Annotated in this window: 12 protein-coding genes; 1 reads left to right on the top strand and 11 read right to left on the bottom strand. The window is 57.9% G+C overall.

All coding sequences use genetic code 11. From position 1 onward, the window contains the following. Positions 1-53: 53 nt before the first annotated feature. From N2597_RS24135 to N2597_RS24110, 6 genes are read right to left on the bottom strand one after another with little or no spacing between them, the layout of a single operon-like run. Complete coding sequence (locus N2597_RS24135) at positions 54-1,265, bottom strand: DegT/DnrJ/EryC1/StrS family aminotransferase (protein ID WP_106796943.1); 1,212 nt, start codon at positions 1,263-1,265, stop codon at positions 54-56. After that, entirely contained in the window at positions 1,262-2,236 is a 975-nt protein-coding gene (locus N2597_RS24130) for an NAD-dependent epimerase/dehydratase family protein (RefSeq protein WP_096763314.1), read from the bottom strand. The genes N2597_RS24135 and N2597_RS24130 overlap by 4 nt, the downstream gene beginning before the upstream one ends. After that, entirely contained in the window at positions 2,233-2,952 is a 720-nt protein-coding gene (locus tag N2597_RS24125) for an acyltransferase (protein WP_077993451.1), read from the bottom strand. Before N2597_RS24125 ends, N2597_RS24130 begins: the two co-directional genes overlap by 4 nt. Then, on the bottom strand, positions 2,942-4,045 hold the full coding sequence (locus tag N2597_RS24120) for a DegT/DnrJ/EryC1/StrS family aminotransferase (RefSeq protein ID WP_106796941.1): 1,104 nt from the start codon (positions 4,043-4,045) through the stop codon (positions 2,942-2,944). The genes N2597_RS24125 and N2597_RS24120 overlap by 11 nt, the downstream gene beginning before the upstream one ends. Further along, positions 4,042-5,079 carry a Gfo/Idh/MocA family protein gene (locus N2597_RS24115; RefSeq protein ID WP_040112885.1) on the bottom strand — a complete coding sequence of 346 codons (1,038 nt, stop codon included), beginning with the start codon at positions 5,077-5,079 and terminating at the stop codon, positions 4,042-4,044. Before N2597_RS24115 ends, N2597_RS24120 begins: the two co-directional genes overlap by 4 nt. Further along, a complete protein-coding gene (locus N2597_RS24110; RefSeq protein ID WP_096763311.1) occupies positions 5,076-5,582 on the bottom strand; it encodes an acyltransferase in 507 nt (168 codons plus the stop codon). The genes N2597_RS24115 and N2597_RS24110 overlap by 4 nt, the downstream gene beginning before the upstream one ends. A gap of 559 nt (positions 5,583-6,141) precedes the next feature. On the opposite strand from N2597_RS24110, the gene N2597_RS24105 reads away from it, so the two are divergent. Beyond that, positions 6,142-6,921, top strand: coding sequence for a response regulator transcription factor (locus tag N2597_RS24105; RefSeq protein ID WP_040112883.1), 780 nt, complete (start codon positions 6,142-6,144; stop codon positions 6,919-6,921). A 195-nt stretch (positions 6,922-7,116) separates the two neighbouring features. On the opposite strand, the gene N2597_RS24100 is transcribed toward N2597_RS24105, so the two are convergent. The 5 genes from N2597_RS24100 to N2597_RS24080 all read right to left on the bottom strand — a co-directional run bounded on the left by N2597_RS24100 (position 7,117) and on the right by N2597_RS24080 (position 15,086). Continuing rightward, positions 7,117-8,958 carry a glycosyltransferase family protein gene (locus tag N2597_RS24100; protein ID WP_183595844.1) on the bottom strand — a complete coding sequence of 614 codons (1,842 nt, stop codon included), beginning with the start codon at positions 8,956-8,958 and terminating at the stop codon, positions 7,117-7,119. 4 nt (positions 8,959-8,962) lie between these two features. Further along, positions 8,963-10,006: a UDP-glucuronic acid decarboxylase family protein gene (locus N2597_RS24095; RefSeq protein ID WP_040112881.1), complete on the bottom strand. Its 1,044-nt coding sequence runs from the start codon at positions 10,004-10,006 to the stop codon at positions 8,963-8,965. A 45-nt stretch (positions 10,007-10,051) separates the two neighbouring features. Continuing rightward, complete coding sequence (locus N2597_RS24090) at positions 10,052-11,542, bottom strand: sugar transferase (protein WP_183595842.1); 1,491 nt, start codon at positions 11,540-11,542, stop codon at positions 10,052-10,054. Between the two features lie 6 nt (positions 11,543-11,548). After that, entirely contained in the window at positions 11,549-12,412 is an 864-nt protein-coding gene (locus tag N2597_RS24085; protein ID WP_183596238.1) for a WecB/TagA/CpsF family glycosyltransferase, read from the bottom strand. Positions 12,413-12,962: 550 nt separating this feature from the next. Further along, positions 12,963-15,086 (bottom strand): right-handed parallel beta-helix repeat-containing protein, encoded by a 2,124-nt coding sequence (locus tag N2597_RS24080; protein WP_183595840.1) that lies wholly within the window; start codon positions 15,084-15,086, stop codon positions 12,963-12,965. Positions 15,087-15,095 lie beyond the last annotated feature (9 nt).

Raw genomic sequence — 15,095 nt, 5'->3', positions numbered from 1 at the left:
TGGACAATGCGCGCTTTTCTGATGTGGTATTCCGCCGCGGGCAGGCATTCGCTTCAGGCCGGGACGACGTCCTGCTCGGGCTGACGGACGACGCGCCCGGCGTCGGCGACGGCCTGGCGTAATGCCTCGATGACTCTTTCGATATCGACCTCCGTCATCTGGGCGTAAAGCGGCAGGATGATGGTTTGCTGCTGCGCCGAAACGCTTCGCGTCAGGCTGGTGGCCGCGCGATGGGAGTTTTGGCCGGAATAGGCTCCCTCCAGATGAATGTTCATCACACCGCGTCGCGTCGATATTCCTTGATCGAGCAGCGCTTGCATGACGGCCCGCTGGTCGATTTCATCAGACAGTCTCACGCAGAAGCTTTGCCAGTTGCTTCGAGCCCAGTGCGGCTCGGTGGGAATCGACAGACCTTGGATCGTGGACAGCCCCTCGCAATACTGCGAGGCAAGCTGTCTCCGCTGCGCAATCAGCTCCGGCAGCCGCCGCAACTGCACTCGTCCCACCGCGGCCTGGAGGTCGGTCATCCGGTAGTTGTAGCCCAGCTCATCATAGTCCTCAAAGATCACCTGCTTAGAGCCGTGGCGGACTGCGTCGGTGACGCTCATACCATGCTGGCGCCACAGCCGGAATTTTCGGTCATATTCCGGGTTCGCCGTCGTCAGCATACCGCCATCACCCGTGGTGACTACCTTTCGGGGATGGAAGGAGAAGCAGGCAATATCGCCATGCGGTTTGCCAATCTTTTCCCAACCGCCTTCCCACAGGATTTCGCTTCCCGTCGCACAGGCAGCATCCTCGATAACCGGTATCGAATATTTCTTGGCGATGTCCACAATCGAACGGAGATCGCAAGGCATGCCGAGCTGATGCACGCACAGGATTGCCTTGGTGCGGGGCGTGATTGCCGTTTCGATCAAGCGGGGGTCGATATTGTAGCCATCCGCCTCGATGTCGACGAAGACCGGCACTGCACCGCAGTATCGAACAGCATTCGCGGTGGCGATGAACGAATGGCTGACCGTGATGACCTCATCGCCAGCTTTGACGCCGACTGCCATCAAGGCGAGATGAAGCGCCGTTGTGCAGTTGGAAACGGCGCAGGCGTGTGCCGCGCCGACAAATGCCGCAAATTCACGCTCGAAAGCGGCGACTTCCGGCCCTTGGGTCACCCATCCCGATAGAATAACGCGGCGCGCGGCCTCAGCCTCTTCCTCTCCGAGGACGGGTCTGGCGACGGGGATTGTGGATAATGACGGGCTCATGCAGCTTGGCCTCCGGCCGCAGCAGTCTTCGACTGCCACCACGCGACAAGGTCACGAAGCCCCTGCTCCATCGAGATTTCCGCCTTGAAACCCAGAAGCCTTTCGGCCTTGCTGATATCAGCAAGACGACGGGTTACGCCGTTGACCGTGCGCGCTTCTTTGTGCTGCGGCTCGAGTGAGGACCCCATGATGTCGCTCAGCATCTGCGCGAGTTCCAGCAGGCTTATTTCCCTGCCGCTCGCGACGTTGAACACCTCGTCGGTAACGTCGCTCTTCGCCGCCAGCACGTTTGCCCGGGCGATGTCGCGTGCATCGACGAAGTCCATCGTCTGGCTGCCGTCTCCATAGATCAGCGGCGGCATTCCGGCTGCAAGGCGTTCCATCCAGCGGATCAGCACTTCGGTGTAGGCGCCGTAAACGTCCATTCGCGGTCCGTAGACGTTGAAATAACGCAGCGCGACATAGCGCAGGCCATACATGTCGGCGAAGCTGCGCAGCAATCCCTCGTTGAAGGTCTTTGCCGCGCCATAGATCGTCCGGTTGTTGTAGGGATGATGCTCTTCGGTCGTCGGAAAACTTTCGGCAAGCCCCAGTACGGAGGCGGAAGAGGCGGCAACGACCTTCGAAACTCCCGCTTTGACGGCAGCTTCGAGAACGTTGAACGTGCCTTCGGCAAGGACTTCGAAAGCCAGTCGTGGCTCTTCGGCGCATTGGGTGATGCGGATGGCCGCCTGATGAAAGACGATATCGACGCCGTCAAAGGCTTTCGCCAGCAGTGCCCTGTCGCGGATATCTCCGTCGATTATGTTAAGGGGCGCGCTGCCGATTGCCGAGCTGAGATTGTCCCGGCGCCCGCGCACGAAATTGTCGAGGACGATGATCTCGCGAGGTTTTTCCAATGCGACAAGATCGGCAATATGCGAACCGATCAGACCGGCACCGCCGGTAATGAGCACCCGTTTGTTTTTCATGATCTTTCCTCACGCGACATGTTCGTCATCGGATCATTCTCCGAACGCCAACGAATAAATTTCGCAGGAACCCCAGCGACAACCGAGAAGGGCTCAACGTCCGAGACGACGACGGCTCCCGCTCCAACGATCGCCCCCTTCCCGATCGTCACGCCGGGAAGAATGGTCGCATTCGTTCCTATATCGGCCTCCGCGCAGATGCGGACCGGCCTGATTTCAAGATCCGTGCGAATGATCGGGACATCCACCGGCAGTGCCGTGTGGCTCGAGCCAAGCACCTTGGCGCCAGGTCCCCACCCGACGGAATCCTCGATCACCAGATCGCGGGCGTCGAAATAGGCCGTCGGTCCGATCCAGACATTGTCGCCGATCGTGCATCGGCCGTCGAAGCGTCCCTGGATATAGGCCTGAGCCCCGATGAACACCCCGTTGCCGATCTCGAACGTCTCCGGGTGTTTGAAGCCGGCGCCGCCTGCAACCTGCAATCCCGTGCCGCAGCTGCGCGTTATCGCCTGCCAAATGGCTTTGCGCATCATGGTGTCGACGACACCATCCCCCGTCGCGAAGCGACCGTAGAGCTCGATCAGGCCGGCGCGTCCATAAGATTGCCTGAGTTCTTCGACGAGCCCCGCCTGGTAAGCCGGATCCGCCGGTCTTTCTTGACGGCCGTGCACCGCATGCACGATCCGAATCTCGCCCGCACGATCAGCTGACATAGGCGTCTTCCAACGCAGCTGCCACCTGATCGACGTGCCACGCGGGCATCTCAGGATAAATCGGCAGCGAGAGAACCTCTTTTGCAGCCGCTTCCGAGACCGGGAAATCGCCGGCTTGGTAACCGAGGTCGGCATGAGCCTGCTGCAGATGGACGGGGATTGGATAGTGCAGCCCGGACTGAATGCCCTCCGCGCTCAGCACGCGCTGAAGCTCGTCGCGATCGCGGCTTCTGATTGCATAGACGTGGTAGACGTGGCGCCGGCCGGCTTTCTCGACAGGCGTCGTCAAATGCGTCGATCGCCCAAGCAGCGACGAGTAGCGGCCTGCATGCGCGCGCCGCGCCTCGGTCCAGGCCTCGAGGTGCCTGAGCTTGATCCGCAGGATCGCGCCCTGAATGGCGTCCATTCGGTAGTTGAAGCCCTTCAGCAGATGGTGGTAGCGCTGCTCCTGGCCCCAGTCGCGTAGCATGCGCATTGTTTTGGCCTGGTCGTCGCGGTTGGTCACGACGATGCCCCCCTCGCCGCAGGCTCCGAGGTTTTTACCCGGGTAGAAGCTGAAGCAGCCCGATGCGCCGAGGCTGCCGGCGCGCGCGCCTCTGTATTGCGCCCCATGCGCCTGGCAGGCGTCCTCGATAACAGGTATCCGGTAGTGGTCGGCAATCGCTTGGATCGCATCCATATCGGCCATCTGCCCGTAAAGATGGACGGGAATGATGGCCTTGGTGCGGGGTGTGATCTTTGCCTCGAGCTGAGCCGGATCCATCGTCAGCGTGACCGGCTCGACATCGACGAATACTGGCCGTGCGCCCGCATAGCAGATCGCCGATACGGTCGCGACGAAGGTAAATGGCACGGTGATGACTTCATCGCCGGGGCCGACGCCAGCCGCGAGAAGCGACAGATGCAGGGCGCTGGTCCCGGTGTTGACTGCGATCGCATGTTTGACGTTGCAATAGTCCGCAAATTCCTGCTCGAGGAGGGCGACCTCTTCGCCCAGTATGTATTGCCCCGAAGCCAGGACGCCGAGCACCGCGGCGTCGATTTCGCTCTTGATGGAATTATACTGTGCCTTGAGGTCCAGGAACGGAATCATGCAATGCGCCTCGCCTCTTCGAGCTCGATGATACGACCGCGCTGAGCGAGCGACCGGCTTGCGGCTTCAAGGATGCGGACGACACGCAGCCCGGCTTGGCCGTCGGTAATCGGCCGCGTATTCTGCTCAATGCAATCGACGAAGTGATCCAGCTCGCGTTTCAATGCCTCGGTCATATCGAGCTTGGGCGCCCACATGTCGCCGCTGCGGTAGCCGACCAGCATCTGATGGACCTTCTCGCCATATGCATCAGAGTTGGGGCACATGGTGATGCCCTTGTCGTAAACCTTGATCTTTTCGCTGGGCTCCAGATCGTCATAGACGATCATCTTGTTGCTGCCGCCGATCAGCGTACGGCGCACCTTGACCGGCGCCAGCCAATTGACGTGGATGTGGGCGATGAGCTTGCTTTCGAAGAAGAGCGTCAGATAGGCGATGTTCTCAGGTTCGCCGAGGACATGGCTCATCCCCGTTGCGGAAACCGCCACCGGCCTTTCCTGCAGGACATGGTCGAGGATGGACAGGTCGTGCACCGCGAGATCCCAGATGACGCTGACATCATGCTGGAACAGCCCCAGATTAACCCGAACCGAGTCATAGTAATACATGTCGCCGAGGCCACTTTCGACCAGCTCGCGCATTTTGCGGACAGCGCCGGTGTGGACGAAGGTGTGATCGACGGCGAGCACGAGGCGTCGCCGCGCTGCTTCCTCGACCATCCGCGAGGCTTCTTCTGTCGTCGATGCCATCGGCTTTTCGACGAAGACATGCTTTCCGGCCATCATCGCCTGCATTGCGAGCTTGTAATGGGTAGAGACCGGCGTCGCGATAGCGATCGCATCCACTCTCGGATCACGCAGGACTTCCTCGAAATTATCGGTGATCGTTACTGCTGGATAGCGGCTCTTCACCGCCGCCAACCGTTCGACATTGAGATCGCAGACGGAAATAAGCTGTGCCCCGCCCGCCTCGGAGATATTGCGGACCAGGTTCGGACCCCAATATCCATATCCAACAACAGCAATGCCGATCATCGCATTCCTCCAAACGCTTGCATGTTTACTGACCGGTCATGAACGTGACCGGTGATCCTGGCCGGAACACCGGCAACAATGGCGCCGTCAGGCACATCCTTCGTTACGACAGCGCCGGCGCCGACCTGGGCGGCCTCTCCGATGGTCACCCCAGGCAGAATGGTGGCGTTACTGCCGATCGAAGCATGGCGCTTAACCAGTGTGGGAATGACAACCCAGTCGGCCTCGGTCTGCAGACTGCCGTCCGAGTTGACGGCTCGCGGGTAAGTGTCATTGGTGAACATCACCCCGTGGCCGATAAAGACGCCGTCTTCCAGCGTCACGCCTTCGCAGAGGAAGGAATGGCTGGAGATCTTGCAGTCTTTTCCGACGATGACGTTTTTCTGGATTTCAACGAAGGTGCCGATCCGCGTTCCCGCGCCGATCGTGCAGCCGTAAAGATTAACCAGATCTCGATGGTGAATAACGCAGCTGTCATCCAGCTTGACGTTCGATGCAATCATCCGGTTCGTCCCCTACTCCACAGGCCCTGATTTGGCTGAAACCGGTCACAATCGTTTGAATGCACAAGATTTCATTTTGACAGGGCAAATACTTCTCTGCCTCCAAAGAGAATTGTTTTCGCCCTAATAGTAAAGGAAACAATACGTGGAACCTTATTCACCAAAAGGCGTATATGCTTACGAGGATCGGATGACGAGGCTCGCCGACGTCTGTCGCGATCGCTCGGCTGGAACGGTTGTCAGCCGACGGTCGATCCTGCCCTGCATCAATGCCGGGGAATTGATTTCATATGCTTGGTGAGTTTCATCGAATATCTATAGTAATGTCATAATTCTCTATACAAAATGCTTACAAATATATTGATCAGGTCCAGAAGTTGTTCTATTGATATCCAATCATGGAACAAAGGTGCAGGCCTAACCACTATTAATTAGTGTGACGACCCCGGAACTGTGGTAATAAATTAGCACTTTTGTTAATCAAACTCTCCTTTTTGCGAGGGGAGTTCATGTTCGACTTTGCGTACAGGGTGGAAAAAAAGACTAGGAGGACGAGGCATTGGATACAATAAACATAAACCATAGGCAGGAAAATATATCACTTCCCCTAGAGATAGAAAACGGCCCGGCGGCGCTTGCCCGACCGGCAAGTCCAAAGCACTCACTTGTTATACTCGACAGGAGAGAACTTGATCGGCATTGCCTCGCGCAATGCATGGCCGCCCACACGGCAGATTTCGAGATTCTGGCGTTTGGATCGATTGAGGAGTGGAAGCAGAAGCGCGAAGAATATCCCCCACTTTCGGCAATTCTCTTGAATGTCGGCGGCAAGATGGTCGACGACCCTGCCGTTTCGGAGCAGATCAAGAGCCTTTCGTCCGAATTCGTCTCGACGCCCGTGATCATCCTGTCAGATAGTGATGATTTCGCCCAGATCGTCAGGGCGATCGACTGCGGAGCCAAAGGTTACATACCAGCCTCCGTCAGCATCAGCGTTTGCATGGAGCTGATCGCACTGTCGGTGGCAGGGGGACTTTTTGTGCCTGCAAGCGCTCTGTTTGCCATGCGCCACTTGCTGCAGTCGAGCGGCTCGCCAGCCCAGCCGCTGGCGGGGATATTCACTGATCGTCAGGCCGAAGTCGTAGCGGCGCTGCGGCGCGGCAAGGCGAACAAGATCATTGCCTATGAGCTCAATCTTCGAGAAAGCACCGTCAAGGTGCATGTCCGCAACATCATGAAAAAGGTTAAAGCCACCAACAGGACGGAAGTCGTGTTCAAGCTCAACGACCTTTTTCAGAATAATCTTTCGGGCGGCTCAACGGCAAGCAGCCTGTGCTGATGCGGCAGACAGGCCCCTATCGTGCGTCGCACTGCGAGCACATTTTTTCCTAAACATCTCGGTGGCGACACGGAAAATGCGCCACCGAGTGACAATCTGACATCATGGATTGTCATCGGGTGGCGCATAGGCTCAGTTGAGTTCTTTCCCACGCGCCTTCCAGGTGTCGCTACCCACACCTACATTTTTCGCAAGTTAATTACGGATGTTCCTTGGAGGCCGTGAAAGCGCCATTTGAATCCTGCGCAAAGAGCCTCTCTGCGAGTGAGGAACTAGACCCCGCGCCAGGTGCCAGAAATATCGGAACTCCGGCAGAGGCGGCACATTCGGGCGCAAGCCGTTCAGGCGCAGTTTCACCATCAGACCATCGATGCCTGAATAGAGTCGCAGGCGCAAACCGCCATCAGCTTCGAAGTGTGGAGCTTTCGTGTTCTCGCCGGCTGCGCTGCCCCCAAGGGTGGCAAGCCGAAGACCATTTGCAAGATCAGGCCGCTGACACCGCTCAAGAATATCGGTGAACCATTCGAGCCACTCGGAATCCGTCCGATCGGGAAGCTGATGAACGCTTTTCCGATCGCTGCCATCCGATCTCGGGACAACCGCATCAGCCGAACCACCGAGTTGCGCGATGACAAAGTGCGCGCGCCTGATTTCGTCGTGAAATAGAGATGGATAAAAGTGTTGCAGCTTGGACGCCTGCTTAAGCTGGCCTCTGCAGATCAAAGCGAGAAGGAAATAAGCCCATTCGACCGGATCCGGGTCGAGCGCCCCATAGTCTGTCATCGTTACCTTTACGAGGTCTACCAGAAGGCCCGAGGCGCGATCGGCGTCGCCCTCTTCCAATGCACATAAGGCAAGGCGGAATTTCGCTTCGGGTAGGTAGGAGACAAAGTCCAGGCAGCGTTCGTAGCAGTGCTTGGCGTCCTCCACTCTGCCTTGCTCGAGGAGCAAGTCCCCCTGCTTCAGCAAAGCGCGGTCGCTCGCTTCTCCCACGATGTGGACGCTTTGTTGCATTGAGGTACGCCCTACCTTCGCAAGTTTGCCGAAGGGGCCGGATTGGATGATCTTTTCGCCGACCTGCAGGCCTTGGCTGAGCATGAACCACTGATATATTTGCGGCCTGTGGGTCAATGTATGACACGAATGGACCAAGTCGTAACCAGCTGCGGTGATCCGCCGTATTTCGTCGGGATGGGCAAAAAGGTAATCCAGTTTCTCGACCACGTTGCTGCTGTCGACAAAAACACAGTTCTCCATGTCGACAAAGCCAGCCGCCTCCACCGCTGCCGTTCGTTCCGCCACGAGGCAGGACTTTGCCCCGGGGATCTCGAAATGCTTGCGCACGACCTCGCCGCCCATGGTGCCGCATGTGGGGGCGACGAGGCTTGCGTTGAGCGCGCGCGCATAGGCCTCTCCGGATAAGAGCCGGGACGCCAGCTTGCTCTCATAGGCGTGTTGCGGTGAGACCAGGCAGGGATAACGGTCGCGGATGATCGGAAAAATCGCCTGTCGCCAGGGATAGAGACCGTAGGCCTGACCTGTGAGGGTGACCGGGATGACCTTTTGCTGCCCATAGTCGCGGTAGACTTCGGGATCGATGAAATTTGGCCAGACGAACAGGTTTTCCTTCACCGCCGGCATGTATTCCGGAGTCATCGTTGCGATCGCGAAATAGGTCTCGATGCCCCATTGCTCCATATCGGAAAGGAAGCCCGCGCGCCGATCGCACCATGGGTCGGCATTATGAAGGCCAAGCTTCGGGACCGCGATATTGGTAGTGGTGTTGGTGATTTTTATCCGACGTGAGCCGTGCGACCGATAACCGCTTTCAAACAGCGTCAGATCCGGTTCGTACCTGTCGCATATCTCTGCATAATCGCAGTCGCGGTTAACGACGACGACATCGAAATGTGTTGCCAGGCATTTGACCTGCTGCTGCATGTGCAGCAGCAGGTAACCGGCCGCGTTCGCATTGGGTTGGTGGTCCCATTGGAAAAAAACGAGGCGCGGTTTTCGATGATCAACCTTGCTGTTCATGTCCCTATCGGATGGCTCCAGGAGCAGTGACTTCGACGCTCGGAGCTGCCAGATGTGGATAGGGCTCTTGCCAGGAGTTGACACCAATCCTGTTCTTTAATCCACCAGAAAGCTTCCACTCGAAGTAAGCGATCGTTCTCTCAAGCCCCTCACGAAGGTTCACCTTCGGTTGCCAGCCGAGGTCCTGCTGTGCGCGGGAAATGTCGGGCTTGCGCTGCGTCGGATCGTCCATCGGCAAGGGATTGTAAACGATGCGTGATTTCGAGCCCGTCATCTCGATTACCATTTCGGCCAGTTCCCGGACCTGGAATTCTCCTGGGTTGCCGAGATTGATCGGACCGGTAACACCGGCCGGCGTCCCCATCAGGCGGATGAAGCCCTCGATCAGATCGTCTACATAGCAAAATGAGCGCGTCTGCGTGCCGTTGCCGAAGATGGTGATCGGCTCGTTTTGAAGCGCCTGAACGATGAAGTTGGAGACGACCCGTCCGTCATTGGTCTGCATGCGCGGCCCGTAGGTATTGAAGATCCGCGCTACCCGAATTTCCACGCCATATTGGCGATGATAGTCGAAGAACAGCGTCTCGGCGCACCGCTTGCCTTCGTCGTAGCATGCGCGCGGGCCTATGGGATTAACGCTGCCTCGATACTCCTCAGGTTGAGGGTGGACCGCGGGATCGCCATAAACTTCGCTCGTCGATGCCTGAAAGATTTTCGCCTTGGTACGCTTGGCCAAGCCAAGCATGTTGATGGCCCCATGTACATTGGTCTTCACGGTCTGCACGGGGTCGTGCTGATAGTGAACCGGAGATGCTGGACAGGCGAGATTGTAGATCTCGTCGACTTCCACATAAAGCGGGAAGGTAATGTCGTGCCGGAGCACCTCGAAGCGAGGATCGTCAAGAAGATGCAGCACATTGTCGCGCGAACCGGTGTAGTAGTTGTCCACGCAGAGGACATCATTGCCCTCTCGCAAAAGCCTTTCGCACAGGAATGAGCCCAGAAATCCGGTGCCGCCGGTAACCAAAATTCGCTTGTGTCCGTGCATTGATGTGCTCCGTTGTTTGATAGTTGCCCGCAGACGAGAAAAAGGTCAGCAAGCTCCCTTGCCCTTCAAGACCGCAGGAATTGTGCTGAGAAGGATGTGCCAGTCGAACCACAATGACCGGTTGTCGATATAGAACCCGTCGAGTTGCTGCTGGAGTTCGAGATCCGCATTGCTCCGTTCGGATATCTGCCAGAGGCCCGTCAGCCCCGGTGTGACCGAACGCCGCTTGTCGCGAAATTCGCCATCCATCGCCGAGAGGTGATACTCCGGAAACGGACGGGGTCCGACCAATGCCATTTCCCCTGCAATGATATTCACGAGCTGCGGAAGTTCATCGATGCTCGATGCGCGAAGGAGATGCCCGATCACCGGCAAGACACGCGGGTCCTCCCGAAGCTTGAAGTGAGTGGACCATTCGGCTTGTGCGGCCGGATTGTCTCGGAACAACGCCTCGAGGCGTTGTTCCGCATCTCTGTACATCGTCCTGAGCTTCAGCACGTGCACCGGCTTGCCAAACAAGCCTTCCCTGGCGTGCCTGAAGAAGACCGGCCCCGGATCGATGGCATAGATCGCGGCAGCAGCAATGAGAATGATGGGCATAAGCACCAGCACCGCGGGGATTGCGATCGCGAGATCAAGGGCGCGACGCACCAGATTCGAGTTTGCCGCCCCCCTGCTGCTCGCCAGGCGAACACCGATCTCTCCGCCGATGTCAGCCGGCCGCAATCCGGTTACCTTGAGGTTGGGCGTGTCGGAGAGCAGGATGACCTCGGCGAAGGTCTTACGCAATGTCGCCAACTCAGCGGTAAGCGAGCCCATATCATCGGCGATCAAGGCAATCGATGGGCGGTCATCAGGTGACAGTTCCGAAAAATCGGCGCAGGGTTCCGGCCGAATGCCATACTGCCAATGGTCTGTGAAATGCGCCATGAGGGCGGGGATACGATTGCGGCCACCAATGATCACCGCCCGCTCTCCCCAGAATCCAACTCTCCGCGACAGACCACGGGCAACCCCATGCATGGCAGGCTGAAAGATCAACCCGAGGCCGAGAAACCCGAAGATGGGAAGCAGCGCTCCGGTCCCTTCCGGTAGAAGGATCGCCGCCAGCGCTGCGATGACCGCGACCTTGCCCGACGCTGTCGTGCGGCGGCGCAGATGCTCGTGGTCATGAAGCCGATAGCCGGGATAGAGCGCGCTCGATGCATAGAGGATGATCGCTGCCAGGGCTGCGAGGGCGAAAGCACGCTCCAGCACCATGTTCTCCGACCCGTCGGGAAGAAACGGCAGAAGAACAGAATAGGCTATCAGATAACCCGCAATGTCGGCGCCAACCAATAATGATGACGTAGCGAGCCGAGGTATCCTGCGCCTGAGTGGAGCTGGCATATTCAGCCTTAGCCCCCTACTGAACGCAGCGCCCGGCGTGGCGTTTGCCATTGGCGGGACAGAATTTGCCGGACCCGTTCGCGTGGCGGTCACATCATTTGAGGTGATTGCCTTCGGCAGGTCGGATATCGACGCTAGTAGGGACATGTGGCTTTACACCTTTACGGCTACTGCTTTAGGCGCGCTCGACCCAAAAACCTCGTCTTCGATTGGAAACTTTCGAAGTCCCAGTCTCTGGAATGCTGTCAATGAGATGAAGGTCGGCACGACAAGCGCATAGCGCCGCCACAGCCGTCGCGGCTCGCATAGAAGACGAAACGCCCATTCGAAGCCGCTTCTTTGAATGATCCTGGGCGCCTGTCGCTTCAGACCGGCGTGGAAGTCGAAAGCAGCTCCGACGCCGATGAGCATCGAAGCATCCAGACGATCGCGCATGCGAGCCATCCAGAGTTCCTGCTTGGGGCTGCTGAGACCGACCCAGATAATATCCGCGCCTGACTGATTGAGCCGATCTGCAATATCCGCCTCTTCTTGCAGCGACAATTGATGAAAAGGCGGTGCGTAGGAGCCGACTATCTGCGCGTCCGGGAATCTTGCGAGAAGGCGCGCCTGCAACTGTTCCAGCGTCCGGGTTGTTGCGCCATAAAGGAAGTGGCGCGAGCCCTTGGATCTGCCCGCATCGAAAACAGAAAGCATCAGGTCAGGACCGTAAACCCGGTCGCTCTCCAAATGGCCAGCACGTTTCAATGCCCATACCAACGGCATGCCATCAGGGGTCACGAGGAACGCCCGGTTATGTATCGACCGAAGCTCGGCATCATCCTGACATCGGACGACGCCGTGTGCGTCCCGAACGCACACATATCCCTTCCTGCCGTCTTCGATCGCGTTTTGAATAAGTCCGGTCGCGCTTTTAAGATTGACCGCCGAAATGCGAACACCAAGGACATTCGTCCATTTGAGCGCGCCCTCTGAATGAAGAACTGAAGCCTGGCTGTCTGCTGGTTGCTTTCTCATGACCTGCGCTTTCGCGACCGAAACTGTCATCAGAATATCCTGGTAGGCCGATTGCCTCCATACTTGCTGCTCCAGCTATTGGACGTAGAATAGACTTCCCGTTTACGTCTTACGCCGAGATGACTTACAATATTGGAAGTAAGTCTGCGTACCCCATGGTGTGCCACGATGCTCCTTATGATAACCGTCGCCCCGAATTGGAGGCTTAGTTGAAGCGAAGATGCCGAAGAAGTTTTGCGCCCCGAGCAAGACTGGCCAGGCTAGGGCATTAACAAAACGGGAAGACAGACATGGTGAGCCGATCGGCAGATGACGGCTCCGGCTAACAAGCCTTTGGTCGATGCCGACAGAGGCAGGCGGCCGCAGAAAGATCAATGAGATCGCTAAAGCGCCTAACGTCGTTCTCACCGGCTAAGGCCGGGACGGTCAAACGACATCGCCGGCGCTGCCTACATTCGTCGACCGGGCTCGTGCAGCATCTTGATCGGCGCTCTCCGCTGCATAACTCCGGACCTGACCGCAGAAGGCGCTCGTCATGGGCGCCCTTTTGTTACTCTGGCGCGACGACGCTTCCCGTATCTGCCCCGGCCCTCTGGAGATCACTGAGACTGCCAAATTCTCCGAAGCGCATGATCCTAGGTTCTATTCGGAAGCTTCTATCGTTCAAATTGCCGATGTAGCGGTTACCGGAGAACTGCACATATCCAGGCCCGTGGCCAGGAGCGTAGACGTATGCTGCCAGCCGGCTGCTACTATCAATTGACACAACGTTGTTCTCGATACGGTTTGGCTCAGCCCATGGCGGGTGCCAGCCTCTGCCGGTACTGTCGTCAACTCGAAAGGCCGCACCCGATCCGCCTGCAATCACGTTTCCGGTTACCAGGTTGCTCCAGCCGCCGTTGATGCCGATCGCCGCGACGTTATCCGAGAGCGAATTTCCTTCGATGCGCAGCCCGCTCGCCTTGCCATCCGTATAGATTGCCCAGCTGATTGGAGTGGGCCATTCGCTGGTGTTTTCATATCCGGGAGGCCAGAACGTTCCGTCAGCTCTGTTCATGAGATGGCCGGTCCCGGTCACGAGATTGGAGCGGATGGTGCTTTTCAAGGAGTCGGCCTGCTCGCCCATCATCTTGATGGCACCGCCATCTGCAGTCCGCTGGTTGGCGTTACGGATCACGTTGTGCTCGATGATGGCGTTATAGACGGCGTCGTTGGAACCCCACAGCGAACCGCCGGTGATGCCGAACTGCGCCGTGTTTTCGATGAGGTTGTCGGCAATTCTGACATTGTCGGCCGCCTGGAACCATACTCCGGCGGTCTCCAGATACACCGTTCCAATGTCATGGATGTGGTTTGAAAGGACTCTGGCTCCGTCCGACTTGCCGAAGGTGCCATAATTGGTGCCGACGTAAATGCCGTTGCCAGCCACATCCGCGATCACGTTGCCGGCAATCAACGCGTTCTTGCTTTCCGTCACATGGATCCCGACGCCGACATTCTCGATATTGTTGCCGAGGATTTGGACACCGTCGGCGTGTTCGATCCGGATGGCGCCAAACCCTCTTGTATCCGTATAGAATTTCCCGCTGCCTTCAGGCGCTCCGTCTCTAATCTCGAGCCCGGATACAACCATCCCATTGGCGCCATCCAATTTCAAGAATGTCGGCAGGACACCCGCAACGACGACGGAATTCGGGAACGACTGACCGATAGGGATATAATGAAGCCGGCCCGCGACACGGTCGTGCCACCACTCTCCAGGCGCGTCGAGCAAGGCCTTGGCTCCGGTCAAAAAGTAGCGACTGCCTTCTGCGGTAAAGAAATAGCTCGTACCTTTGGTATGGACGGTCCGGCCGGTGCCATCGATTGATACGACCGGAAGCGTATCATTGCCCCACTGGCTTCCGGGTTGAAAACCTCCAACGATGTCGACGACCAGCCCGCTCGCATCCCCCAGTTCCGGAAGATCGCCGGCATGGAAACAAAAGCGCGTGTTTCCTTCCCACATATCGATTGCTGGCTCGCACTTTGCCGCGAATAACCAACCCTTGCGTGGGTCTCCATCAGCGGGAGCGTTGGGGAATCGAGCCCGGTTTTGCCGTATCCCATCGACGAAAAGGTCGCCGACGCCTGCATCCGGCGGCAACGTCAGCGGCGCCGTCCAGCGGCCATCGGACTGCTGCGCCCAGTTGGGCAGGCGTGGCCCCCCATGCAGAACCGGCGTTTCATTGCATCTTGCCGTCAGGATCAAGCCCGCGTCGCGAGCGTCGAAGACAATCGGCTGAGTAAGATAGTAATCGCCCCTACCAAGCGCGATCGTGGCAAGCCCGCCCTTGTCACGGGCTGCATCACGGGCCCTTTCAATGCTGGCGAAGGGGCCGTCGCCGCCCTGCTGACTTGCAGTCGGGAGCAGGCCGCTCCAACTGTCTTCTCCATCGGGAGAGACGTAAAATATCGTCCGCGCCGCGGTGCTGCTTCTCAACACGTCGTTTAGAGGCGTCTCCTCCAATTTGAATGACGAGGTCGCGGAAGCTTCCGCGCAGGTCGCTTCCCGGATGAGCATTTGCAGGCGCTCAGGCGCGACCATATCCTTTTCGGCTGAAGCCGAATTGCCGGAATTGGGAAAGAGCATGACAGGCAAGATGCTCAGGATCAGTCCAAAACGCCGCCTCATGATTTCTGC

The sequence above is a fragment of the Rhizobium sophoriradicis genome (assembly GCF_025200795.1).
GTDB lineage: Bacteria > Pseudomonadota > Alphaproteobacteria > Rhizobiales > Rhizobiaceae > Rhizobium > Rhizobium sophoriradicis.
This window is presented reverse-complemented; position numbering and strand designations above follow the sequence as displayed.